At 58.0% G+C, this 24,134-nt stretch carries 19 protein-coding genes; 6 read left to right on the top strand and 13 right to left on the bottom strand.

Features of this window, described 5'->3' with window-relative positions; all coding sequences use genetic code 11:
- Both N5W20_RS01370 and N5W20_RS01365 read right to left on the bottom strand, forming a co-directional pair.
- Nucleotides 1-1,146 carry a beta/alpha barrel domain-containing protein gene (locus N5W20_RS01370; protein ID WP_319807798.1) on the bottom strand — a complete coding sequence of 382 codons (1,146 nt, stop codon included), beginning with the start codon at nucleotides 1,144-1,146 and terminating at the stop codon, nucleotides 1-3.
- A gap of 77 nt (nucleotides 1,147-1,223) precedes the next feature.
- On the bottom strand, nucleotides 1,224-2,618 hold the full coding sequence (locus N5W20_RS01365; RefSeq protein WP_319807151.1) for a class II 3-deoxy-7-phosphoheptulonate synthase: 1,395 nt from the start codon (nucleotides 2,616-2,618) through the stop codon (nucleotides 1,224-1,226).
- Nucleotides 2,619-2,927: 309 nt separating this feature from the next.
- Here N5W20_RS01365 and N5W20_RS01360 point away from each other — a divergent pair, with 309 nt between their 5' ends.
- The 3 genes from N5W20_RS01360 to N5W20_RS01350 all read left to right on the top strand — a co-directional run bounded on the left by N5W20_RS01360 (nucleotide 2,928) and on the right by N5W20_RS01350 (nucleotide 7,309).
- Complete coding sequence (locus tag N5W20_RS01360; RefSeq protein ID WP_319807150.1) at nucleotides 2,928-4,943, top strand: HAD-IA family hydrolase; 2,016 nt, start codon at nucleotides 2,928-2,930, stop codon at nucleotides 4,941-4,943.
- Nucleotides 4,944-5,427: 484 nt separating this feature from the next.
- Entirely contained in the window at nucleotides 5,428-6,747 is a 1,320-nt protein-coding gene (locus N5W20_RS01355) for a glycosyltransferase family protein (protein ID WP_319807149.1), read from the top strand.
- Between the two features lie 187 nt (nucleotides 6,748-6,934).
- The gene (locus tag N5W20_RS01350; protein ID WP_319807148.1) at nucleotides 6,935-7,309 is read left to right on the top strand and encodes a hypothetical protein; all 375 of its coding nucleotides are present in this window, start codon (nucleotides 6,935-6,937) and stop codon (nucleotides 7,307-7,309) included.
- 122 nt (nucleotides 7,310-7,431) lie between these two features.
- Here N5W20_RS01350 and gorA read toward each other — a convergent pair whose 3' ends face one another.
- Nucleotides 7,432-8,826, bottom strand: coding sequence for a glutathione-disulfide reductase (gorA, locus tag N5W20_RS01345; RefSeq protein WP_319807147.1), 1,395 nt, complete (start codon nucleotides 8,824-8,826; stop codon nucleotides 7,432-7,434).
- A gap of 41 nt (nucleotides 8,827-8,867) precedes the next feature.
- Nucleotides 8,868-9,728, bottom strand: a complete 861-nt coding sequence (locus tag N5W20_RS01340; RefSeq protein ID WP_319807146.1) for a ferredoxin--NADP reductase — start codon at nucleotides 9,726-9,728, stop codon at nucleotides 8,868-8,870.
- Between the two features lie 245 nt (nucleotides 9,729-9,973).
- Here N5W20_RS01340 and N5W20_RS01335 point away from each other — a divergent pair, with 245 nt between their 5' ends.
- Nucleotides 9,974-12,385 (top strand): DEAD/DEAH box helicase, encoded by a 2,412-nt coding sequence (locus tag N5W20_RS01335; RefSeq protein WP_319807145.1) that lies wholly within the window; start codon nucleotides 9,974-9,976, stop codon nucleotides 12,383-12,385.
- Between the two features lie 132 nt (nucleotides 12,386-12,517).
- On the opposite strand, the gene serS is transcribed toward N5W20_RS01335, so the two are convergent.
- The 8 genes from serS to N5W20_RS01295 all read right to left on the bottom strand — a co-directional run bounded on the left by serS (nucleotide 12,518) and on the right by N5W20_RS01295 (nucleotide 20,953).
- A complete protein-coding gene (serS, locus tag N5W20_RS01330) occupies nucleotides 12,518-13,780 on the bottom strand; it encodes a serine--tRNA ligase (RefSeq protein ID WP_319807144.1) in 1,263 nt (420 codons plus the stop codon).
- Nucleotides 13,781-13,794: 14 nt separating this feature from the next.
- A complete protein-coding gene (tatC, locus tag N5W20_RS01325; RefSeq protein WP_319807143.1) occupies nucleotides 13,795-14,589 on the bottom strand; it encodes a twin-arginine translocase subunit TatC in 795 nt (264 codons plus the stop codon).
- A 201-nt stretch (nucleotides 14,590-14,790) separates the two neighbouring features.
- Entirely contained in the window at nucleotides 14,791-15,375 is a 585-nt protein-coding gene (tatB, locus tag N5W20_RS01320) for a Sec-independent protein translocase protein TatB (RefSeq protein ID WP_319807142.1), read from the bottom strand.
- Nucleotides 15,376-15,388: 13 nt separating this feature from the next.
- Nucleotides 15,389-15,961 (bottom strand): SMC-Scp complex subunit ScpB, encoded by a 573-nt coding sequence (scpB, locus tag N5W20_RS01315; RefSeq protein WP_319807141.1) that lies wholly within the window; start codon nucleotides 15,959-15,961, stop codon nucleotides 15,389-15,391.
- Nucleotides 15,958-16,764 (bottom strand): segregation and condensation protein A, encoded by an 807-nt coding sequence (locus N5W20_RS01310; protein ID WP_319807140.1) that lies wholly within the window; start codon nucleotides 16,762-16,764, stop codon nucleotides 15,958-15,960. Before N5W20_RS01310 ends, scpB begins: the two co-directional genes overlap by 4 nt.
- Before the next feature lie 3 nt (nucleotides 16,765-16,767).
- The gene (locus tag N5W20_RS01305) at nucleotides 16,768-17,946 is read right to left on the bottom strand and encodes an SPOR domain-containing protein (protein ID WP_319807139.1); all 1,179 of its coding nucleotides are present in this window, start codon (nucleotides 17,944-17,946) and stop codon (nucleotides 16,768-16,770) included.
- On the bottom strand, nucleotides 17,946-19,748 hold the full coding sequence (argS, locus tag N5W20_RS01300) for an arginine--tRNA ligase (RefSeq protein ID WP_319807138.1): 1,803 nt from the start codon (nucleotides 19,746-19,748) through the stop codon (nucleotides 17,946-17,948). The genes N5W20_RS01305 and argS overlap by 1 nt, the downstream gene beginning before the upstream one ends.
- Before the next feature lie 35 nt (nucleotides 19,749-19,783).
- Nucleotides 19,784-20,953, bottom strand: coding sequence for a deoxyguanosinetriphosphate triphosphohydrolase (locus tag N5W20_RS01295; protein WP_319807137.1), 1,170 nt, complete (start codon nucleotides 20,951-20,953; stop codon nucleotides 19,784-19,786).
- A 56-nt stretch (nucleotides 20,954-21,009) separates the two neighbouring features.
- Between N5W20_RS01295 and N5W20_RS01290 the strand changes: the two genes are divergently transcribed.
- Both N5W20_RS01290 and N5W20_RS01285 read left to right on the top strand, forming a co-directional pair.
- Entirely contained in the window at nucleotides 21,010-21,384 is a 375-nt protein-coding gene (locus tag N5W20_RS01290) for a HesB/IscA family protein (RefSeq protein ID WP_319807136.1), read from the top strand.
- A 46-nt stretch (nucleotides 21,385-21,430) separates the two neighbouring features.
- Nucleotides 21,431-22,201 carry an exodeoxyribonuclease III gene (locus tag N5W20_RS01285; protein WP_319807135.1) on the top strand — a complete coding sequence of 257 codons (771 nt, stop codon included), beginning with the start codon at nucleotides 21,431-21,433 and terminating at the stop codon, nucleotides 22,199-22,201.
- A 16-nt stretch (nucleotides 22,202-22,217) separates the two neighbouring features.
- Here N5W20_RS01285 and aspS read toward each other — a convergent pair whose 3' ends face one another.
- Entirely contained in the window at nucleotides 22,218-24,005 is a 1,788-nt protein-coding gene (gene aspS, locus N5W20_RS01280; RefSeq protein ID WP_319807134.1) for an aspartate--tRNA ligase, read from the bottom strand.
- Nucleotides 24,006-24,134: the final 129 nt, after the last annotated feature.

The following is a 24,134-nucleotide window of genomic DNA, read 5'->3' as shown; positions in this document are numbered from 1 at the left end:
TTACTTGCTCTTCCTGAATTCCTGCCAGCGCGCCATCAAGTGCTCACGCCCTGATTTGACGCGTAACACGCCGTCATAAGCGACGATATCGGCCGTCGCGTAGGTTTCGTCCCATTTATGCGGCAGATAAGACCCTGTGCCGATAATATCTGCCGGGGCCCGCGCATCATGCATGGCGAGGCATTTTTCCACCCCGAAACCGGATGAGGCGACGATTTTGACTTGGGCACCCCCATGCGCATCCAGCACCTCACGCATCCGCCATAATGCCGCTGCGGAAACACCCGACCCGATCAGGTAACGCAGCTCCGCCTCTGAGCGGTAACGCCGTGTCACGCCGGGCACATGCTTCTCCAGTATCGCGTAGGATTTCTGCGTATCGAGCCCTTCAAGAAAGCGCCCGCCATGTGTGTCCAACCTGATGCTGAGATCCCCCTTTTCCGCCAGGCGCGGAAATCTCTGGCAAAGGGCGATGGTGTCCGTGACCTCCTGCGCGAAATAATCGACGAGGACGGTCATTTTTTCCTGCGGGTAGCGGTCATGATAGATTTCCGCCGCCCGGATGGTGCTGCCCGCATAACCGACCAGTGCGTGCGGCATCGTCCCCGCACCATGTGCCTGCCCGAACAGAAAAGCAGTCACGTCATTCGCGGAATTGACGAAACCGACAGCACCTTCCTGATTGGCCGCGCGGCTGCCGACCGCGGCGGCGTAAGCCATCATGATCTGCATTTCCGGCCCTGTGCAATGGCGTGCATCCATGGCGAGGAAGGGTGTCCGGGGCATCGACACGGCCATTTGATAGGCATTATGCGCCGCGACGCAGCAACTCCCCAATTTTTGCAGAAGAATCGTTTCCAGAGACGCTAATTGTGAGAAAGGACCGGTGAGGAACGCAATCGGCTCCCCGGCCCCGACCCACGCCCCTTCCCGGAAGGGCAACGCCACATCCACTTTGACGCCTTTCTCAGTCGTCACTTTTTCAAGACATTCCAGCATCGGCCCAAGGGCCGCGAGGACGGGGCGACGAATGAAAAAGGCGTATGTCACCTGCATATCGCCCTGGGCGACGACGATATTTTCCGTGCGGTTGAAATAAACGTCCGTCCAGCCTGGCACATCCGCCGCGGAGAGCGTCGCCCGCATGATCCTCCGGGTCGGCGCGTCGGCGCGTTCCATGACGCCACGCCAGATCGAGGCATGGCCGAAAAGTTTGGACGTGCTCAACCCGCTTGTTCCAGCGCCGGTGCGAAACAGCCTGTCAGTTCATTGGCGAGGAGGAAGGCCATTTCAAGCGACTGCTCCGCATTCAGTCGTGGATCGCAGAATGTTTCATAACGTCCTGCGAGATCCGCCTCTGTCAGACATTGCGCCCCCCCGACACATTCCGTGACATCCTGACCGGTCATCTCCAGATGCACGCCGCCGGGCCGAAGCCCCGCTTCCTGAAAGACCGAGAAAAACCCGATAACTTCATCCAGGATCGCTTCAAAAGAGCGTGTTTTGACCTTATCCGCCGTCGTGGTCGTATTGCCATGCATCGGGTCGCAGATCCATGTCACGGTGCGCCCTGTCTTCTGCACAGCCGCGAGGAGGGGCGGCAGATGCGTCCGCACTTTGCTGCGGCCCATACGGGAGATGAGGGTGATACGACCCGCCTCATCCTTCGGGTTGAGGATCTGCAAAAGCTTCTCCAGATCCTCAACGGTGGATGTCGGCCCGACCTTGATGCCGATCGGGTTGCTGACACCGCGGAGGAATTCAACATGCGCCCCCTCAGGCTGCCGCGTCCTGTCCCCGATCCAGAGAAAATGCGCTGAGCAATCGTACCATTTACCGGTCAGACTATCGACCCGCGTCAAAGCCTGCTCATAAGGTAAAAGAAGCGCTTCATGAGAGGTGTAGAATTCAGTCTCGTTAAATTGTGGCGCCGCGGCATCAAAGCCGCAAGCTGAGATAAATCCGAGCGCCTCGTCAATACGATTGGCGAGGTCGGCATAACGTTTGCCGGACGGCGAGCGCTGCACGAAGCCCAGATTCCACTTATGAACCTTGTTAAGATTGGCGTAACCGCCATTCGCGAAGGCACGGAGAAGATTCATTACCCCCACGGAATGGAAATAACCTGTTTCCATCCGTGCCGGGTCGGGAATACGCGCGGCTTCCGTAAAATCCGGCCCGTTGATGATGTCACCACGGTAACAGGGTAACGTGACGCCCTCACGCGTTTCCTCATCGGAGGAACGTGGCTTGGCATACTGCCCCGCCATGCGGCCGATTTTCACGACGGGCACGCGGGCCGCGAATGTCAGCACGACCGCCATTTGCAGGAGCACCCGGAAAGTGTCCCGAATGTTATCGGCCTGAAACTCCGCGAAGCTTTCAGCGCAATTTCCGCCTTGCAAGATAAAAGCCTCACCTTGTGCCGCCTTGGCAAGCTGGAGGCGCAGGCGCTCTGCCTCCCCCGCAAAGACGAGGGGCGGATATTTGCGAAGCCGGGCTTCAACGGCTTCAAGCGCTGCGTCATCGGGGTATCGCGGCATCTGACGCACGGGGAAAGAGCGCCAGCTTGCCGGCGTCCAGCGTTCAGGCGCGGTAGCGAAGCGATCCGGGTCCATCGGTTTCGATCTTTCCTAAAATTGAAATGCGTCGGCTCGATAGATAGGCAGGGGGCGCCGCGGAAACAACTGAAAAATCGGGGAAAGATGAAGCAAAATCGCGATTATGCCCTTTAATGTCGGCATTGCGAAAGGCGCCGCGCCAACGCGTCGGTTAAAATTTAAGAAATAATTAAGGTTTTCGTACTTGTGTTGCTCGCAAAGTTTCTCCAATTTCGGGACCCTCGGCGGCGTCCCATGACGCCAAATCACCTTGGAAAATTCCTCGCCTCAGGATATTGGATAGCTTCCCGAATGCAAGACGTGAGTATGAACCCGATGGCCGAAGCTGAGGTGAATGTCGTCCGCCATCAACCGGGCAGATTACCCCCTCACGTCGAAGCTGTGCGACCTCTCATTGAGCAGGCGGAGATTGTTTCTTTCGACGTTTTCGACACGCTTCTGGTGCGCCCGTTTGCGCGGCCGGTTGACGTCTTTACGCTGATGGAGCGGCAATCCGGCGTCAAGGGTTTTCACGATGCAAGGATCCTGGCTGAGCGCCTGGCGCGGGAGAAAAATCACGCCCGCAGCGGGTCGGCTGAAGTTACGATTGATGACATCTACCAGCAGATCAAACTTCCCGGCCTCGGCCAGACAAGCTTCCAGGCGCTGAAAGCGCTGGAACTCGCGACAGAGGGAGAAATTCTCAAGCGATCCCCCGCGATCGGCCCGATTTATGACCTTGCCAGATCCCTTGGTAAAAAGGTGATCGCAATTTCCGACATGTATCTGCCAGCATCGATGATTGCGTCCGTGCTGGCCAGAAACGGCTTAGCGGTCGATGAGATTTTTGTCTCCTGTGAACATCAGACGTCCAAGCATGAAAGCACGCTTTACGAAGTCGTCGCCCGGTCATGCGGCGTCGACACCACGCGCATCACGCATATTGGCGATAATTACAAGGCGGATTGTGAAGCCGCGCTGAAGGCGGGCGTCGTCGGCTATCATATCCCCTCAGTGCTGGATCAGCTTTTCCGGGACGGTCGGTTCAACCAGCCCGCTCTGCATAAGCTTTTCCAGGTGCAGAAACACGGCGCCGATACATCACATAATCTTTTTGCGTCCCTCTCCCTGGCTTTCATTGCGCAATTCCGCGTCCGTCATCCTGACGCGCCCATCGCACGCATTTTTGGGGCGATGTATGCCGGCCCCCTCGTGACAGGGTTTGCTGCCTGGCTTAACATGGTGATGCAGATTGATCAGGTCGCGCATGTGCGTCTTGCCACGCGGGACGGCTATATCACGAAGGAAGTCTGGGATATTCTTGGACTACCCGGCCGTGCCAGCGTCATGCAGAGTTCCCGCCGCCTCACGATGGTGCCCGCTTTTCACACAGCTTTTGAAAAAGAAATCGGCTCCGTCCTCAGCACAAGCTCGGCCTGCACGTTGCGTGAATGCGTCCAACGGCTTGGCATCGGAGAGGGAGAGGCCGAGTTACTCGATGCGCTTTCAATTCACACACCGCTTGACCGTGTCCTTGATACACCCGCAAAAATCTCTGCGGCCCTGATCGCGATGAAGGAATGCCGCCCGATCTGGCTTCGCATCGCCGCGCGGGAAATGAACGCCTATCAACGCTACCTGCAGGATGAAGGATTTGACCCGGCTCATGACGCCATGGCGGATTGCGGCTGGGCACTGACATCACAACGCCGGACAGAACTCATCCTCGGCAAAAAATTTCGCGGCTATTATGTTGGCACGCTTGAGCACGCTTATATGCATGAGGATATCCGGTCCTTTCTCTTCCATCACGGGCAGGATAGAAACTGGGTGCGCCTTGCTGAACGTGGCGTTGAACTGCTTGAACTGGCTTTTGCCTCCACGCACGCGCAGATCAGCCATTTTGAGGAAAGCGGGGACGGCGTGAGGCCGGTCTCGACGCAGCATCAGCGGCAATATGAAATCCTCATCGGCAATTTCGTGGCGCAGATGCAGGATGAAATCCGTCTTTTCGCGGCGCATTTCAAGCCATTTATCTCTCATATCACGCTGAATGAAATGCGCGATACGCTTCACGATCTCTTCAGCAGCCTCATCATGGCGCCCACAGACTATGAATATGAGGAGCTCGCTTTACTGCCGCATAGTCGTGAGCTTGGTGCCTCCGGATTTGCGACCATCGGAACATTCTGGTCCACGCAGAATGGCCACTATGCTGAAATGCAGCAGGCCACAGGCTGGCGCAGTTATGTGCGTTTAGGATTGATTTCCTTCCGTCAGGAGGGCCTGCGTCTGACATGGATGCGTGTCAAGCGCGTTCTGCGTCGTCGCCTGAAGCGATAATCCAGGTTACACCATCTTTCTCTGAATAAGCTTCACTTCACGACATCCCATCGAAGTGACGTCGCGTTTGGACTTATACAGGATGCCGGTTAGAGCGTCACCCGCGACCCTGTCACTTCGTGAAATCTTTTTAAAATCGGCCCCGTGAGGCCGCGAAGGGCTGTGCGCCCATGGCGCCACCTTAAAATGGCGGCCTGGTCATGCCCACCCCATGAAGATGCACCATGCGATGAGGCACGCGCTATGGTCGGTGTCGTGCGACGTTTTTCAATTTTTTATAAAATAAAATTTATCATCGCCTCAAAATATGGCCCTTTCACCACTTGTAAATTTTGATGTGATTTAACTTTTGATTGTTCGGCCCTGAGGTACAAAATGCCGCTCATTGAATTGGAAGTCGCTCTTTTTTTCCGCGCAAGGCCCGTCGGAGCATGAAAAATTTCAGCGTATAATCGAGAAAATTCCAACAAAAAGAAGGCTTTGTGTGAAAAAAATGAAAGCCCTGCTTTGCACTGGCCGCCTCGACAGTTTTTCCGGCTCTGAACTGGTTATTATTGAATTCGGGCAGGAATTACGGCGCCGACAATTTGTCGTTCATGTTTACGCCCACCACATCGCAGAATCGCTTGAAGCCAGTCTACTTAAGGCGGGCATTGTCGCGAAAAGCTGTGACGAGATTGACCTAGCTTCTTACGATTTGATTTATACACAGCAAAATGCCCTGTCGCTTTTGCTTGACGCGCAGGCGGTGGACCAACTCTGCAAAGTTGGTTTCCCCTACATTATATTCGCCCATCTCTCCCCCTATATTGAGATTGAAGCGCCCCTCTCCCGCCTGGAGAGTGAAATTGCCACACGCATCATCGTCAATAGCGAAGAGACTGGTAAGGCCCTGGCGGCATTCGGCGCTGCGTACCGGAAGGCAATTGTCGTTCCCAACCCGACGCAGGATGTTTACATCTCGCACACCCCGATCACCGCGATACGAAAAATCCTTATCGTCTCCAATCATTGCCCGGATGAGGTACTTGCGGCGCGTGACCTGTTGATCTCGGCAGGTTACCAGGTTGATCACTTGGGTGAAGGTGGCAATGTCGCAATGATGTGCCCGGAAATCCTCCATGATTGTGACGCCGTTATTACGATCGGAAAAACCGTGCAGATGGCCATTCTGGCCAATCGTCCCGTTTATTGTTACGATCATTTTGGTGGTCCAGGCTGGTTGACCGACCAGAATTACGAGGAAGCGGCCGCGCTTAATTTCTCCGGGCGGGATCAACCGGTTAAAAAGACGGCCGATGAGATTTTTGAAGATATCACCCGTTTCAAGCCGGATATTCCGCATTTTTACCGGAAGCAGAAACCGTTTTTGATCCGCTTCTGGGTTACGCTTCTTCTCCGCGATCTCAAATCCCATCGTCGGAAAATCCCGAAAAATCGCGATGACATGCAGTCACTTGCACGCGTGGATCGCTGCATGAGCATTGTTTGCGCACAAGCCTTCAATAACCACTTTCTGCTCCGTTATGTTCTGCCGAGAAAAATGCGTTTCATCGCGGATCGCGATAAATGGATACAGGATCGGGATGGGTGGATCCGTGAACGCGATGATCTGATCCGACAGCTACAGCTCCAGATTTATGAACGGGACCAACGGATATCGGAGAGGTACTCCCTTATCAGGGCGCTTCATGAAAGATTGAGAAGTCCCGCTTTGGTCAGGCGATGCCTTCGAAATTTCTCTCATCGTTTTGCGGCCAAACCTCGCTGCGCGGAAGATCATGACCCGATTGAACGCATCTGATTGCGGCGCGCCAGCATGCGTTTTTTGTTGAGTTTGTCGGCGCGGGGGGCGGTTGGCGACATTTTAAAAAATGCTGGACGACGACAGGATCCGTCACCTATTCTAAGGGACGGTTCACTTGCTGTGATGCAGGTTATTCTGCGCGGAAGTGCCCATAAATATTCATTCTCATAAATGGGGATTCGAGATGATGTTGCGCCTTTCCGCCGTGACCCTTGCGGCCTGCGGTTTACTGATGGCATCGGACGCGATGGCGGAAGCGCAGACTTCTGACGGCGGGACAAGCCGCAGCGGCACGTCGCGTTCCGGCTATCATTATCAGGGTAAAGGCGACACATTCCGCGCCCATGCCCATAAGCCCCCGCCGGGCTATCAGATCGCCCCATCGACAGAAATTGAACATGGCCCTGACCCGGATCACGACGCCAACATTCAGCGTGACCCGACAACTGGCGCCAATCTCTCAAATTTCGGAACGGCCTACGCCAATAGCAGCCCGACTGCACGCGGCCAGGTTGGCGACTCCACGGGTAATGGGTGGGTCGCACCACGCGGTAATTAGGCCCTCAGGGCATGATGGCTGAGCCACGCGCCTGCCTCTCTTCCATAAGGCGGCGCGGACGTCGCGACTTGACGTGACGCGCGATTATCTCGGTGCGGCATCGGGAAGTAAAGCCGCTGGAGTCAGGCGTTTTTCTGCGGCGTGCGGCGTGTTACCGTGCGCATCGTCACGATTTCCTCCGCCGTCGTCGGGTGGATGCCGATTGTGTGGTCGAAATCCGCTTTCCTCAGGCGGGCTGTCACCGCAATCGCAACAGCCTGAATGATCTCCGGTGCCGCGTCACCCATCATATGTGCGCCCACCACACGCTCATCACGTGTATCAACGACAAGCTTGATCAGAACCTGATCATCTCCCTTGAGAAGACTTTGCCGCATGGGTCGGAAGCGCGTCAGATAAACATCCACCGCCGCATCCTTCGCCGCCTCCTCTTCCGTCAAACCGACACTGGCGAGGGGTTGGCTGTAAAACACGGCCTTCGGTGTGGTCTCAAAGGCCCAGTGACGGTCGTGACCGCCAAAGATCCGATCCGCAAGGATATGGCCCTGCGCGATGGCGACGGGCGTGAGATTGATTTGATCTGTCACATCGCCAATGGCGTAAATATCCGGGACGGACGTGGCCATCGATGCATTTGTCACGACGCGCCCCTCCTGGCACGTCACGCCGATCGCAGCAAGATTCAGGCCGTCGATCGCCGGATGCCGGCCCGTCGCAAAAAACACGCAATCGCTTACCAGCTTTTCACCTTGATCAAGCGTCGTGGCCAGCGTTCCGTCCGACAGGCGGTCAATCCGCTTTGGTGAAGTGCCGGATTTCAAGGTGATACCGTGGCGGGTCATGGCCTCGGTGAGATGCGTGCGCAGATCATCATCAAACCCACGGAGCGGACGCTCACCCCGGAACACCATCGTAACATCACTGCCCAATCGTGAAAAAATTCCGGCAAATTCAACGCCGATATAACCGCCTCCGATGATCACGATTTTTCCGGGACGTTCCGGCAGGTAAAAAGCATCATCGGAAACGATGCCCAGTTCAGCCCCGTCAATTTTCGGTCGTGAGGGCGCCCCGCCCACAGCGATGACGATTTTGCGCGCCCGGATGCGTTGCTTCCCGGCAGACGGATCAAGCGCGGAAGGTGAGATTTCCACCTCATGCCGCGACAGAAAAGCGGCTGTGCCTTTAAACAGGGTGACACCTGCTTTCTCAAGCATGGTGGTGTAGACATTATTCAGGCGGGCGATTTCTTCATTTTTTGCGGAGATCAACCGCGCCCAAACATGCCGCCATGCTGCGCCCTCCCACCCGAAGGACTGCGATTCAGGCCCCATTGCGGCGTAATCCGCGGCATAGACCATCAGCTTCTTCGGGACACAGCCAATATTGACGCACGTGCCGCCCCAATGGCGCGCTTCCACAATCGCCACTTTCGCCCCATGCTGGGCTGCGATGCGCGCACAACGCACCCCGCCTGAGCCCGCACCAATAACGAGGAGATCAAATTCTGCTGCCATGGCGGACACCTCCATCGCTCCCGTACCCACCTGACGCAGGGTCAGCGCTCCGCGAACGCCTTTTCAACAACGTAGGAGCCCTGGTGGCTCATATTGCCTTCCTCAAAACCCATCGAGATCAGAAGTTTCTCTGTATCTGCCAGCATCTCCGGTGAACCGCAGATCATCACCCGGTCATGCTCCGGATCAAGTGGCGGGAGATCGAGATCTTTGAAGATCTTGCCAGACTGAATCAAGGTCGTGATCCGATCGCGCACTTCGAAATCCTCGCGCGTCACGGCCGGGTAATATTTGAGCTGCCCGGTCACATAATCACCCAGAAATTCATGCTGCGGCAGGTCATGGCGGATGAGATTCATATAAGCCAGTTCCGCAGAGACACGCACAGTGTGGCTCAGCACAACATGCTCGTAGCGTTCATAGCATTCCGGATCTTCAATCAGGCTCATAAAGGGCGCCAGGCCCGTACCGGTTGAAAGGAAATAGAGGTTGCGGCCCAGTTTGAGATTATCCAGCAATAATGTCCCCACCGGCTTGCGCCCGACGAGTACCGTATCCCCGACTTTCACGTGGCGCAGGCGCGAGGTAAGCGGGCCGTCCTCAACCGCGATGGAGAGGAATTCAAGATGCTCCTCATAATTAGCTGAGGCAATTGAGTAAGCGCGCAGGAGCGGTTTGCCGTCCACCTCAATCCCGATCATGGTGAACTGACCGTTCTCGAACCGTAAGCCGGGGTCGCGCGTGCAGGTGAAAGTAAAGAGGCGGTCCGTCCAATGGTGCACTGACAGAACTTCACATGCGTGAAGATGGCTGTATTCCTTCGAAGGTGGTGCAAGGCGATAGTGACCGGGATGCCCTTCAACCGGTAATAAACCGCTTAGAGGTTCAGAAATTGTCGGCATCGGAAGAGACTCTGGGACGAACATCGCGGCAAATTTCTCCGTTAAGTGCGCATATCAAGAAACGCCTGGTGCGGCATATACTGCACTATCACTAAAACATCTCTTAAGAGAGGGGAACCCTCGACTTCGCCCGTCACGCGGCGACACCCGCACTATATACATGATTTTGCAGCAGATTGCGGGTATCACAACCTCTGATCCTTTTTCAATTGCGTAACCCTGCGTAAATCCTCACAACAGAAGATATGGATATAATCTGCTCTCCGGCACAACGTGCACTTGCTTCCGCCACGCAATCGACCGGTCTTGAACCCTCCGCCAAGGAAATGCCACGCGCCCTACGCCTGGTTGCGCGCGCTCTGACGCCCGGTGACGATAAAATCACCGACGCGGCCTGGCGGGATATATTATGCACGATCCGCCGGAAGAACTGGGCGTCCCGGATGATGCATCTCGCCCGGCAGGCGCATGAACCTTGGATTTCCAAGGAGGATATGATTGAAGCCGCGGGGCGCATTGATCACCCGGAGGCGGGTGATGAGTTGCTCCGTCATCATCTCGACATCGTGATTGCTGATCGGTTCCGTGAGATTTCGCACGTGCCGGGCGATGTCTTCGCGGCGGTCAAAGCGGACCTGTCAGATAGCGGGCAGTTCCTCTCCGGTCAGCAGGTGGACCACCTCGCGCGTCGCATCGCCGAGATCTTCGGCGTGCAAGACTTCGCCTTTGAGTCGGAGCTGATCGCGCAGGAGCAGGCTCAGGCGGCGCGGGAGGAGGAAATCCGCCGGAAAGCCGCGCAGAGACAACAGCGTGAGATCGAGAAGTTACGCCGATGGGAGGCCAGCCTCGTCGGGTTTGATCAGGTCCCTGCCCTTTTACATTGCTCGCGGCAGGAAGCTTTGCGCTGGGTTGCTGAAAATCGCCTTCCCATTGCGCGGCGCACGACACAATCTGACGGGATTGAGCGCTTCGAATTCGACCCCGATATGTTGCGCAAATTGCGCCACCAACTGGGGCGATGGCGGTCTCGCCAGGATGACGCACCGCGACGCCCCGACGCCCCCGCGGTTGGCGCCAAAATCGGTAATGCCGTCATTGCGCGTGTGGCGGCGCTGGACCGCTATGCCGGGCATTTCAAAACGGCACGCGCCTTGAAGCGTCGCCTGGTGCTGATCACCGGGCCGACCAATTCCGGCAAGTCCCACGCGGCGCTCGATGCCCTTGCCGAGGCTGAAAGCGGCCTCGCCCTCGCCCCGCTGCGCTTGCTCGCGCATGAATTCAAGGAGGCGCTCGGGAAACGCGGCGTGGCCGCCTCGCTGATGACGGGGGAGGAACGCATCCTCGTCCCTGATTCGCGTCATATTGCGGCAACTGTGGAGATGTGTCCTTTTTATACGCCGGTCGACGTCGCCATCATTGACGAAGCCCAGATGTTGACGGATCCGGACCGGGGCGCGGCATGGACGGCGGCCATTATGGGCGTGCCGGCGCGCACCGTCTATATTCTCGGCGCGCCGGACTGCATCCCGCTGATTCGGCGGATCGCCACATTATGCAATGACCCGCTGGATGAAGTCTCTCTGGAGCGCAAAAGCCCCCTCCGCGCCGCGAATGGCCCGACACGGCTTGACCAATTGGGCCGCAGCGACGCGGTAATCGCTTTTTCCCGTCGCGACGTGCTTGACCTGCGAGCTGAATTGATGGCGCGGGGGCGGCGTGTGGCCGTCGTCTATGGCGCGCTCAGCCCGGAAGTGCGCCGGGCGGAAGCGGCGCGCTTTAATCGGGGTGAGGCGGATATTCTCGTCGCCACCGATGCGATTGGGATGGGCCTGAATCTCTCCATCCGGCGCGTGATTTTCAGCGCGTTGAAAAAATATGACGGTCGGCAGTCCCGAGACCTCCTTCCGCAGGAAGTCAAACAGATTGGCGGGCGCGCGGGGCGTTACGGCCATCATGAGGATGGGATTGTGGGCGTGCTGGCCGGTGCGGGCAATATCCATATGATCGACCGCATGTTGAAGGCCCCGCCCGAACCCATGGTAGAACTGCGCCCCCTCGTGCAGCCCGACATGGATATCGTGCGCGCCGTCGCGGATGAGGTGGGTTCAGAGAGTCTCTATGGTGTGTTGACGCGCATTAAACGCGCGGTTCTGCGCGCGGATGACCCGAATTACCGTCTCGCCGATATGGAACAACCGATGGAAATCGCGGCGGCACTTGAGGGCGTCGAGGGCCTCGAACTATCCCAACGTTGGACATATGCCATGTGCCCGATTGATGAGCGGGATAATGGCATCACGCGACTCGTCTCCTGGGCGGCTGAACATGCAGCGGGTCGCGCCGTCCCGCCCCCCGGAACCGGCCGATTGACGCCGCCCGCCAAAGCAGGGCGTGAGGAGCTGGAACGGGCCGAAAAGCGGCATAAACGCCTCGTGGCCTGGCGGTGGCTTTCGATCCGCTTCCTGGAATTTTATCGTGAGACGGATCGCGCTGCGGAACATACGGAAGCACTGAATGACTGGATCGAGTCGGTTCTGCGGCAGCAGAGCCACCGGCGCGAGTCCGTGCGCCAGTATGACGGGCCAGGCACGCGTCATCGCCGGGCGGGCAAACCATCTTCCCGCCCCAGCCTCCATCGGACGCGACGCCGTGATTAAACCCTCGGGCGTTGCGGCGATGATTCGGAGCGGTCCTTAATCAATCAACAAGGCTGAGGTAAAGCGACCCGCCATGGATGGTGTTTGCCGTAACGTTGGGAGAGTTGCGGCATATTTGCGGGGGCGCGTCGCTCACGTCAGGCGCGTCACGCCGCCCATATAAGGATGTAAAACCTCCGGTATCTCAACGGAGCCATCCTCATTCTGGTAATTTTCAAGCACCGCAATCAAAGTCCGCCCGACAGCGAGGCCCGACCCGTTGAGGGTGTGAACATGCTCCGGCCCTTTCTCCGCACGATAGCGCGCATTCATCCGGCGTGCCTGAAAGTCGCGCGTGTTTGAGCAGGAGGAGATCTCACGCCACGCATTCTGCCCCGGCAGCCAGCCTTCCAGATCATAGGTTTTCGCCGCCCCGAAACCTGTATCTCCGGCGCAGAGCAGCACGCGGCGATAAGGTATCCCAAGCCGCTCCAATATTGTCTCCGCGCAACGAGTCATGCGTTCATGCTCTGCCGCGCTCTCCTCCGGCAGGGTGACGGAAACAAGCTCAACCTTTGTGAATTGATGTTGGCGTAACATGCCGCGCACGTCACGCCCTGCAGAACCAGCTTCAGACCGGAAACAGGGTGATAAAGCGACCATCCGCAAGGGCAATTGATCGCGATCAATTATTTCGCCTGCCACGCTGGCCGTCAGAGGCACCTCCGCTGTCGGGATCAACCAGCGTCCATCCTCCGTGCGGAAGGAATCCTCCGCGAATTTCGGCAATTTATCCGTGCCATACATGGCGGCATCATTCACCAGAAGAGGAACCGACATTTCCTGATAACCGCCATGCGTCACATGCATATCGAGCATGAACTGACCCAGCGCACGCTCAAGCCGCGCCAATGCACCGCGCAGAACGGTGAAACGCGCCCCCGCAAGTTTCGCGGCGGTGGGGAAATCCATGGCGGCAAGTTTTTCCCCCAGCTCGAAATGCTGGAGGGGCGTGAACGCAAAGGCGCGCACCGCGCCCACTTGCTTTACGACGACATTATCCGTTTCATCCTGACCTTCAGGGACGGAGGCATCCAGAATGTTGGGCAGATTTTCCAGCAATGCGGTGACGCGGCGGTTGGCCGCCTCCGCGCGTGCTTCCAACGCCGCCATCTCATCACGCAATTGCGTGGCTTCCGCCTCCAACGCCGTACTATCCTGCCCCTGGCGTTTCGCCTGGCCGATGTCACGCGCCAGGTTCTTCCGGCGGTTCTGGTGCGCTTGAAGAGCGGTCAGCGCGTCGCGGCGCACTTTATCCTCAGCCAGGATTTCCGCGGATTGGGGTGGGAGGCCGCGCCGTTTGAGGGCTGCATCAAATGCGTCCGGCTCGCTCCGCAGGGCACGCAGATCATGCATAATTGAACCTCTTATCAGTCTTCAGAAAGATGGGGCGCGCGCTGCGGTGCAACCCATCGCGCAGTGATGATTGAGACCTCATAAAGCAAGATGAGCGGCACGGCGAGACCAATCTGCGTAATCACGTCCGGCGGTGCAAGGATGGCAGCGATGACGAAGGCCGCAACAATGGCATATCGTCGGAAACGCCTTAGGTCTTTGTAGGAGATGATCCCGACACGCGCGAGCAGGGTCAGCACGACGGGCAGTTCAAAAGCGACGCCGAAAGCCAGCACCAATTTCATGACGAGGGAAAGATATTCCGAGACTTTGGCCTGTAATTCCACATGCATACCGCCATATCCAGCCGGATTCGTCTGGAATGACAGGAAGAACTTCCACGCAACGGGGAAGATGATGAAATAGGCCAGCGCGGCACCGAGAATAAACAGAAAAGGCGTCGCGAGGAGGAAAGGCAGGAAGGCCCGTTTTTCATTACGATAAAGGCCGGGCGCAATAAATATCCACGCCTGCACCGCAATCATCGGGAATGAGAGAAACAACCCGCCAAACACAGCAACCCGCACATAGGTGAAAAACGCCTCCGGCAAGGCTGTGTAGATCAGGTGCAGCGCCTCCCCCTTTTGCGCCATGACCGTTTCAAGCGGGCGCGCGAGGAAGAAATAAATCGTCTCGGCATAGTGATAACAGAAAAAGAACGCGACAACGAACGTCCCCAGGGACCAGAGCAGCCGACGACGCAACTCAATGAGATGGTCCAGAAGCGGCATGGCCCTGTCATGCATCGTCGTGTGATCCTGATCCGTCATCCACCTCTGCCCTTTTTGTGGCCTTTGACTGATGTTCTGCCATTTAGGCTTGTCAGCACTGCGGCCCCGTTGCGTGACATACTACATATGGCGCGCCGGCGCGACGAGATCATGACATCAAAAATGCGGGTGGGGTCGCCAATGACGGATTGTGATCGCGACGGTTTCGGGGCCTATTTATTGCGTGGGCGCGAAAGGGATTCAAACATCCAGCCGACTTTTCGCAGGCTTTCCGCCTGAGTCCAGACTGACGCGCCGACCACCATGCATGACACGGACAGGCGGCAGGTAACGCGGTGCCATTTTATCCCGGCTTTCCCGCGCGATGCGCTGCGCGGTGGCGGGCGGCAGGCTGGCCGGTATATCGCCGATGGGAAAGGCGCGCTCTCCCGGCGCTGATATGTCTGACAAAGGTGCTGTCCGCGTCACCTCGGGCGCAACTTCCTGATGATTGCGTTCCGTAGGGCGATGCGATGGGGAGGAAAGTGATGGCGGGGGCGGCGTCACGTCGATTCCGTCGCGCAAAGTGTGGTCCGGGTCGATGTTTTTGAGGAGGCGATCACGGATTTTCGTGGGGTGCAGATCCTTCAAGGACGATGTGGCCTCGTCAAGATCCGCCTCTTTCACGAAATCATCCACATGCGTCTGAAATTCGCTGGCCATGCGGCGGATCGCCTTGACGGCGCGACTGACGGAGCGGATCGCGACGGGCAGATCCTTCGGCCCGATAAAAATCAGGGCGATGATGACGACAACCGCAACTTCGGACCAACTGAAATCGAACATGATGTGCCCTGCCTCAGGAAGTCGCGACCGGCGCGACATCTTCCGCGTCATCTTCTGGCACATTCAGCAAATCAGGGTCCAGTATCAACTCCTCCCGCCGCGGGAGGGCGGAGAGATTTTCGAGCCCGAATTTGGCGAGGAAACGCGCTGTGGTCGCCCAGAGAACAGGGCGGCCGGGCACGTCCTTTCGACCAGACGGGGCGATGAGGCGCTCTTCAATCAGCGCGTCAAACACGGCCTGACTCAGGGAAACCCCACGAATTGTCTCAATATCCCCACGCGTGCAGGGTTGATGATAAGCGATGATGGCCAGGGTTTCCATCGCGGCGCGCGTCAGACGCCGGGGCTTTTCAATGACGCGGGTCAGTGCCGCCGCATATTCCGGCCGCGTGCGGAAATGCCAGGATTGGCCGAGCTTCTGCAATGTGACGGCCCGGGATTGATATTCCTGCGCCAATTGCTCAAGCAATTGCGGCACGAGGCTGGGTTCAAATCCTGATCGCCCAAGGACGTCGCGCATGGCGGCCTCCGTCACCGGCTCCCGGCTCGCGAAAATCAGCCCTTCCAGCAAATGCAGCGCCATCATGACGATATCTCCCCCGTGACAGACGGACCGAATTTTATCGGCGCGAAGGGTTCTGACTGCTCTAACTGCAAACTGCCTGTCTTTGCCAGTTCAAGGCAGGCCGTCAGCGCCCCGGCAAAAGCAGCTTTGAAGGCGAAGGGTGTCTCCAGCGCCTGCGCGCGGAAAATCTCCTCAAGGGCGCGCCAGTTGCCGCGCTTTGTCGTATTCAAAAGGCGCTGCAACGCCGAAATAGCCTCCCCGATCGTCCAGAATTGCGCAAGTTTGGGCGTGTAGATTTTTTTACGGTGACGACGGCGATGCAGGCTGAGATAAGCGCTGATCAGAACCGGCAGATCGGTCGCCAGGCCGGAGCGGTCAATGACAGTCAAGCATTCCTCCTCTCCCCGCGCAAAAACGACTTCATCCAGAACGGGCCGCCCTGACAGCCACGCGGCGGCACAGCGCACCTGCTGCAAAGCCGCCAGCCGGTCCTGCAACTGCCCGGTCGCTTCCTGCACATCCTGCAACGCGTCATCCTGCGGCAGAAGCAGCTTGGATTTCAGCCAGGTCAGCCATGCCGCCATCACCAGCCAATCCGCTTCCAACTCAATGCGAACCTGACGGGCATGTTCCATGAAAGCGAGATATTGCTTGACCAGCGTCAGGATCGAAAGCTGGCTGAGATCAAATTTCTGCGCGCGCGCGAGGTCGTAAAGGAGATCAAGCGGCCCTTCAAAACCGTCCAGCGCCAGCCATGGCTTTTCCGCCCCATTCGGCGTTATTTCCGGCAAATTCTCGGCGCGGGCGGGCGTCGGCTCAAACATTTTTCACCGTTGGACGGCGTAACAGGGCAATTTGCGCCCTTTCACGACGCGACATGCCGCCGTCGCATGCGCGAAAGAGGGATAGCCGCCCACCCAGATGCGGTAGAGCATCTGCCCACGGATGAGTTTCGGCACGATATAAACGGGTTTGCGGGAAAGCTGCCCTTCCATCCGGCGGGTAATGCGCGTCCATTCACGCTGCGCCTTAACCGCCTGATTAAAAGCGCCGAGCTGAATATAGGATGAACTGGCGGGCGGTGAAGCGGAAAGCACCGCTTTGCGCACGGGCAGGTTGGCGCTGGCATCCGTTGGCGCAGGCGGCGCGGCCTGAACCGCGCGATCCGGCTCCGGCGCGGGCGTTGGCTGCGTTTTGACCGGCGCCGTGACTGCCGGGGCCTGCGCCGGTGCGTCCTGCGGCTTGTCCGTTGGCGTATTTGCGGGTGAGGTCTCCTTAACCGGTGGCGTATCGTTTGTCTCAGCGGGGTCAGGCTGCGACGCTGCATAGCGCGCGGCTAAAGCGGCCAGTTTCGGTTGTTCCGGTCCCGGCGCCAGATGAGCCCTGCCCGTGCCCGCCATGCCCAGGTCAGCGGGAATCCCGCTCAAAACGTGCATACCACCAGGGTCCAGCGGTTTTTCCCGCACCGGGACGGGCGGCGGGGCAATGATAGCGATCTCCCCGCGATGGCCATCCAGCAGGGAGCGCACACCGACAATCAAGGCGAGAATGGCGCCGATCCCACCAGCGCCATAGACCAGCATGCGGGTCATTTTATCAGATTGCGCGAAAGCCGTGACTTTTTGACGCCCCATCGCCATGTCACGCCGCTGATCCGCCGCGCGGGGATTGCGGCGGCGTGACAAATCTTCCTCCGGCATGGAGGGCGCGCGGGACAGGCGGGCGATCAACCGGGCGACGCGGCCCGAAGGCTCTGATGCCGGGCTTTCCGCCTGCACTTGTTTGACACGCCTTCTGAGGCGGGCGGGAGGTGGGTCCGCATCCACGGAGACGACGCCAAGGCGCTCACGCCTATGAGAAAGAGAGGCGGCAGACCGATCGGCGTGAGATGGATCTTCCTGCCAGCCTTGGTCGGGAAAATCATCCTGAGATGTCTGGCGCGGGTCCTGCCCGGCTACGTCATATCCCTCCGGTGCGACATGCCCCGGCCGATCGTCATTCTGCATCACATCTCCTCGACGGGGGTCACACCCAGGATATCGAGGCCACAACGCAGCACATTGGCGACGGCGGCCACAAGCGCCAGTTTTGCGAGAGAGGCTTCTTTCTCATCTTCCCGCAGAAAGCGCAGCGTGGTGTCTTCCCGACCCTTATTCCACAAAGCGTGGAAGTCTGCCGCAAGTTCACCGCAATAATAGGCGATGCGATGCGGCTCCCGCGCCAGGGCGGCGCCCTCAACTGTACGCGGGAAACTGGCCATGCGGCGAATGACGGCAAGTTCAGCGGCAGATGCGATGGTATGAAGCTGAGGGGCATCACCCGCCAAAGCTGCATCCACGTCTCCACCAAACATATCGCGCGCCGCCCTGATAACGGAGCAGCAGCGCGCATGGGCATATTGAACGTAGAAGACCGGGTTGTCGCGCGTCTGAGCAATCACGAGGTCCAGGTCGAAATCCATCTGCGCATCGGCCTTACGCGTCAGCATGGTGAAGCGGACGGCATCCTTGCCCACTTCATCGAGGAGATCACGCAATGTGACGAAAGTGCCCGCGCGCTTGGACATGCGCACCGGCACGCCCGCTTTTAAGATCCGGACGATCTGGCAGATCACCACTTCAAAAGCTGTATGTCCGTCCGTCAAAGCCTGCACCGCGGCGCGCATGCGGGAGACGTAACCGCCGTGATCCGCACCCAGCACATCAATCAGCAAATCGGCCTGGCTGGCTTTCTGGCTGTGATAGCCTACATCATTGGCGAAATAAGTGTTTTCCCCGTTCGACTTCTTAAGGGCGCGATCAACATCATCGCCAAAGGACGTGGATCGGAAGAGGGTTTGCGGCCGCGGCTCCCAGTCATCCGGGGTTTTTCCTTTCGGGGGCTCAAGGACGCCTTCATAAATCAGGCCTTTCCCCTCAAGGCTTTTGATGGCGCGATCCACCTCTCCCCCGGCATAAACATCCGCTTCGCTTGAAAAAACATCATGCGAGATGCCTAGAGCTTCGAGATCAGCGCGGATCTGCGACATCATGGCGTCGAGCGCGGCGCGGCGCACCGTTTCGAACCATTGTTCCGTCGGTGCGGGGGTTTTCTCAGGGGTGGCGAGGATCGCGCCATATTTTTCAGCCAGCGCGTCGGCGACGGGCAGAAGATAATCACCCATATATTGCAGCCCGGTCGGCGTCATGGCCGCGAAAGCGTCTTCCGTGAGGGATGTCCCGATTTTTTGCAGGTAGCGCCAATAGACCACCCAACTTAATGCCGTCACCTGCGCCCCGGCATCATTGATGTAATATTCTTTCAGGACAGAATATCCGGCCTTCTGAAGCAGTCGGGCGAGCGCATCGCCAACGACGGCGCCGCGGCAATGCCCCACATGCATCGGGCCGGTCGGGTTGGCAGAAACATATTCCACATTGACGCGCTTACCGCCGCCAATGGCGCTTTCCCCATAAGCCGCACCCTGAAGCAGGATATCCGGGAGCAGATTCTGATAAATCCCGGGGGAAAGGGTGATGTTGACGAAACCCGGCCCCGCAGCCTCGGCCGAAGCAATCCCTTCCTGCTGCTGAAGCCTTTCCGCCAGAGACGCCGCGATCTCCTGCGGTTTGCGCCGGGCCGGTTTTGCGGCCAGCAACGCGCCGTTTGTCGCCATGTCGCCATGGAGTGGGTCTTTCGTCGGGGTCAGTTCCACGCGGTCCAGTATGTCATCCGGCAGATCAGGCACGATATCGCGCAAGGTCTGCCGCACCACCTGCTGATATTGCTTGAACAGACAATTTTGCGCACCTGAAACGTGATCGACCATGAATCCTGACTTCTCTTAACTGTAAAATGAACGCTTCAACCTAATACCGATAGTTCCGTCAGACGTCGATGCTCCTGCATGGCGAAACGATCGGTCATGCCTGCGATATAATCCGCCACGACGCGCCTGCGGTCACGCACGGATGCGGCCATGTCGGCAGAGCGTCGCCACGCATCCGGCAGGAGGGCGTCATCCTCCGCCAGCACATTAAAGAGGTCGGTCGTCACCATGCGGGCCTTGCGCGTCATGCGCTTCACCTTCCAATGTCGGTAAAGCCTGTCCATCAGAAAGCGCCGAATCTGATGATTGGCGGCGCGGATGTCCGCGCTGAAACCAATGACCGGCCGGTCGGCCGCGCGGACGTCATCGGCGGTCTGCGGGTTGAGCGCCTCAAGATTTTGACGGGATTGCCGCGTCAGATCTGTCACAAGCACGCCGATAATCTGGCGGACCATTTCATGCCGGATACGGCTTTTCCGGCTTGTCGCATCCTGCGGGACGACCGCCCGCGCAGCCTGCAACGCCCCGCCGATCACCGGCAGATTTTCAAGATCCTCGAAGCAGATCAGCCCGGATTTCAGTCCGTCATCCAGATCATGCCCATGATAGGCAATATCATCGCTCATGGCGGCAATCTGCGCCTCGGCGGACGCGTAACTTTCGAGATTAAGCTGATGGAGGCGGTCATAATCGGCCAGATAGCGGGTGGGTTTTCGGACCGGGCCATTATGTTTGGCCAGCCCCTCAAGCGTTTCCCAGGTCAGATTCAACCCGTCAAAACCATGATATCGGTGCTCCAGCTTCGTGACCAGACGCATGGACTGGGTATTGTGGTCAAACCCGCCTTCATCCTCCAGGCATTTCCGCAGCGCATCCTCACCCGCATGTCCGAAAGGCGTGTGCCCCATATCATGCGCCAGGGCCAGCGCCTCAGTGAGATCTTCATTCACGCGGAGCTGGCGCGCAATGGCGCGGGCGATCTGGGCGACCTCGAGAGAATGTGTCAGTCGGGTGCGGAAAAAATCGCCTTCATGGTTGATGAAGACCTGCGTCTTATATTGCAGCCGCCGAAACCCATCTGAATGCAGCACACGGTCCCGATCACGCTGCCAGGGCGTTCTGGATGGCGAGTCCGCTTCCGGATGCAGGCGCCCGCGCGCCGTCTCAGGGCGGACGGCATAGCAGGCAATATCAGGCAGCGTCATGGCAGCTCTCCAGGTGATCCTTGAGATTAGCGGTTTACCGATTATATTGACCCATTATGACGATAAATTCAGCCCCGCAAAACCCCGCCCCTGAAAGCCCCGCTTTTTCCGTCTCGGAAGATGCGGCTCGTCGCATCGGGGAAATCCTCACGGAACAGAGCGCACCCTCCGGCACGTCCCTGCGCGTTGCGGTGGATGCCGGTGGGTGTAATGGGTTTCAATATCGGTTTAAACTTGATGACACGCGCCATGAGGATGACATTGTGATTGAGCAGGGCGGCGTTTCAGTCATCGTCGATGAGACGAGTATGAGCCTTCTCGCCGGGGCACGGCTTGAATGGGTGGATAAATTGATGGGCGCGCATTTCGCGGTGAGCAATCCCAATGCAGCCTCCTCCTGCGGGTGTGGCTCCAGCTTCTCCCTCGATTAAAGACCCCCATTGACCGGGGAATGAAAAAAAATAAGAGGGGCAGAATTTGAAAATCACGAGCTGGAACGTCAATTCCGTGCGTCAGAGGGGCACAGCCGTCACGGAATGGCTGGCGGCGCATCAGCCGGACGCGCTTTGCCTGCAAGAGCTGAAATGTCAGGATGAGCAATTCCCTGCCATATTGAAGGAAGGCGACTATCATTGCACCGTCATGGGGCAGAAAGCTTATAATGGTGTCGCCATCCTGACGCGCCAGAAGCCGGAGGCGACCTCACTGGGTCTCGACGGTTTCGATTATGAAGAAGCCCGCTATCTGGAAGTCGTCATCGGCGATATCTGCATCGGCAATCTCTATCTACCAAATGGCAATTCCGGAGGCCCCGCCGGATTTCAGAAAAAATTGGACTTCTTTACGGCCCTGACGCAGCGCGCACATCAAAAACTTATTGCCGGGCAGGCATTCATTTTCCTCGGTGATTATAATATCTGCCCGACCGATTTTGATTTTGCCCCGGGCGCGCTGGACCCGCATGATGCCCTCATCCGACCGGAAAGCCGCGCGGCGTGGCGACGCCTCCTCCATCTTGGACTGACAGATGCCATGCGCGTCCTGCACCCGCATCACCCCTGCTATACTTACTGGGATTATCAGGCCGGTGCCCTGCCACGAAATCGCGGATTACGGATTGATCACGCCCTGCTCTCCCCTTTTATGGCGGACAGGCTCCAGGCGGCGACGGTTGATCGTGCCGAGCGTGAGAAAGACCGGGCGTCAGATCACGCGCCGGTCACGTTCAGTTTCCTTCCGGCGCGTTGAACCGCGCCGGCCACCTTCAGGAAATGATTTTGGGTTTTGATGGCAGGGGCGCCAGGGATAATTCCTTGAGACGCTCAGGCGTGATCTGGGCGGGTGCCCCCATCATCAAATCCTCACCCTGCTGATTGAGCGGGAAGAGGATGACCTCACGGATATTTGGTTCATCTGCCAGCAACATCACCATGCGATCCACACCAGGTGCGGAACCGCCATGCGGCGGCGCGCCGAAGCGGAAGGCATTCAACATGCCGCCAAAATGCGCCTCCACGACTTTCTCATCATATCCTGCGATTTCAAAGGCGCGGATCATGACATCCGGCAGATGGTTACGGATCGCGCCGGAGGAAAGCTCAATCCCGTTACAGACGATGTCATATTGATAGGCTTTGATCTCCAGCGGGTCCTGCGTCTGTAACGTTTCCAGCCCCCCTTGCGGCATGGAGAAAGGATTATGCGAGAAGTCGATCCGCCCCGTTTCCGGGTCACGCTCATACATCGGGAAATCAACAATCCAGCAGAAGCGGAAGGCGTTTTTCTCGATCAGATCAAGCTCTTCCGCAACCCGCGTTCGGACGAGCCCGGCAAATTTCGTCACATCCTCACGTGGGCCAGCCGCGAAGAAGACAGCATCCCCCGCGGCCAGGCCACAGGCCTCACGGATGGCGGCGACGCGTTGCGCATCGAGATTTTTGGCGATCGGCCCTTTGCCACCATCTTCCTCAAAAATAATGTAACCCAGCCCACCAGCCCCACTCTCACGCGCCCAGTTATTGAGCTTGTCAAAGAAACCACGCGGCTTTGTCCCCGCGCCAGGGGCCGGAATGGCACGCACAAGACCGTTTTTCGCGACAATCTGCGCAAACAGCCCGAAAGAAGAGCCATCAAAAGCACCCGTCACGTCATGAATAATGAGCGGATTGCGCAGATCCGGCTTGTCGGAGCCATATTGATCAAGCGCATCCTGATAAGTGATGCGGCGGAAAGGCGCCTGATCCACCGAGCGGCCCTTGCCGAATTCGGCAAAGACGCCGCCCAGCACGTCTTCCATCACCGCAAAGACATCTTCCTGCGTTGCGAAAGCCATTTCAAAATCGAGCTGATAAAACTCGCCCGGGCTTCGATCCGCGCGGGAGGCCTCATCACGGAAGCAGGGCGCGATCTGGAAATAACGATCAAACCCGGCGATCATCGCCAATTGCTTGAATTGCTGGGGCGCTTGGGGCAAAGCGTAAAATTTGCCCGGATGAAGCCGTGCTGGCACAAGGAAGTCCCGCGCCCCTTCCGGCGAGGACGCTGTCAGGATCGGCGTCTGCAACTCAATGAAATCATGCGCCTGCATACGCTGCCGTAAGCTCGCAATGATTTTGGAACGCAGAATAATATTGCGATGCATCTGCTCACGCCGCAGATCAAGATAACGATGTTTCAGGCGCAGATCTTCCGGGTAGGACTCGCTGCCATTCACCTGGAAAGGCAGCACCATCGCAGCGGACTGCACCACCAGATCCTGCGCGCGGATTTCAATATCGCCGGTCGGGATGTTGGCGTTGCGTTGCCCCCCCTCTCGCAGGACAACCTCACCCGTCACCGTCACGACGCTCTCCACACGGAGGCGCTCAGCAACGTCCAGCAAGGATGTCCCGGCGGGGATGACGATTTGCGTCACGCCGCGTTCATCCCGCAGATCGATAAAAAGCAGGCCGCCGTGATCCCGCTTGCTATGCACCCAGCCCGAAAGCCGCACAGTCGTGCCCGCATCACCCGCACGGAGGGCGTTGCAATAATGGGATCGATAAAGATGCATGACGGCTTTCCTGTTCTGGCATACGCTGTCAACGCGCGCCCTCGGCATCGCTGAAGCCTCGAATCAGGTCAGGAAAACCTGATAAGTCGATGGCAGGGATTTAAGGGCACCGTTTGACTGCGCAAAAAG

This window comes from Candidatus Kirkpatrickella diaphorinae (assembly GCF_025736875.1).
In the GTDB taxonomy this organism is placed as follows: domain Bacteria; phylum Pseudomonadota; class Alphaproteobacteria; order Acetobacterales; family Acetobacteraceae; genus Sorlinia; species Sorlinia diaphorinae.
Note: the sequence above shows the minus strand (reverse complement) of the source record. Positions and strands in the feature narration are given on the sequence as shown.

What these genes read in the sequence shown, in the direction of transcription:
- tatC (WP_319807143.1), bottom strand. Translation starts at nt 14,589, where the DNA reads ATGACGGATCAGGATCACACGACGATGCATGACAGGGCCATGCCGCTT.
- N5W20_RS01290 (WP_319807136.1), top strand. Translation starts at nt 21,010, where the DNA reads ATGACGATAAATTCAGCCCCGCAAAACCCCGCCCCTGAAAGCCCCGCT.
- N5W20_RS01350 (WP_319807148.1), top strand. Translation starts at nt 6,935, where the DNA reads ATGATGTTGCGCCTTTCCGCCGTGACCCTTGCGGCCTGCGGTTTACTG.
- aspS (WP_319807134.1), bottom strand. Translation starts at nt 24,005, where the DNA reads ATGCATCTTTATCGATCCCATTATTGCAACGCCCTCCGTGCGGGTGAT.
- tatB (WP_319807142.1), bottom strand. Translation starts at nt 15,375, where the DNA reads ATGTTCGATTTCAGTTGGTCCGAAGTTGCGGTTGTCGTCATCATCGCC.
- N5W20_RS01360 (WP_319807150.1), top strand. Translation starts at nt 2,928, where the DNA reads ATGAACCCGATGGCCGAAGCTGAGGTGAATGTCGTCCGCCATCAACCG.
- scpB (WP_319807141.1), bottom strand. Translation starts at nt 15,961, where the DNA reads ATGATGGCGCTGCATTTGCTGGAAGGGCTGATTTTCGCGAGCCGGGAG.
- gorA (WP_319807147.1), bottom strand. Translation starts at nt 8,826, where the DNA reads ATGGCAGCAGAATTTGATCTCCTCGTTATTGGTGCGGGCTCAGGCGGG.
- N5W20_RS01370 (WP_319807798.1), bottom strand. Translation starts at nt 1,146, where the DNA reads ATGCGGGCGACGCTCTCCGCGGCGGATGTGCCAGGCTGGACGGACGTT.
- argS (WP_319807138.1), bottom strand. Translation starts at nt 19,748, where the DNA reads ATGGTCGATCACGTTTCAGGTGCGCAAAATTGTCTGTTCAAGCAATAT.
- N5W20_RS01295 (WP_319807137.1), bottom strand. Translation starts at nt 20,953, where the DNA reads ATGACGCTGCCTGATATTGCCTGCTATGCCGTCCGCCCTGAGACGGCG.
- serS (WP_319807144.1), bottom strand. Translation starts at nt 13,780, where the DNA reads ATGCATGATCTGCGTGCCCTGCGGAGCGAGCCGGACGCATTTGATGCA.
- N5W20_RS01305 (WP_319807139.1), bottom strand. Translation starts at nt 17,946, where the DNA reads ATGCAGAATGACGATCGGCCGGGGCATGTCGCACCGGAGGGATATGAC.
- N5W20_RS01310 (WP_319807140.1), bottom strand. Translation starts at nt 16,764, where the DNA reads ATGTTTGAGCCGACGCCCGCCCGCGCCGAGAATTTGCCGGAAATAACG.
- N5W20_RS01340 (WP_319807146.1), bottom strand. Translation starts at nt 9,728, where the DNA reads ATGCCGACAATTTCTGAACCTCTAAGCGGTTTATTACCGGTTGAAGGG.
- N5W20_RS01365 (WP_319807151.1), bottom strand. Translation starts at nt 2,618, where the DNA reads ATGGACCCGGATCGCTTCGCTACCGCGCCTGAACGCTGGACGCCGGCA.
- N5W20_RS01335 (WP_319807145.1), top strand. Translation starts at nt 9,974, where the DNA reads ATGGATATAATCTGCTCTCCGGCACAACGTGCACTTGCTTCCGCCACG.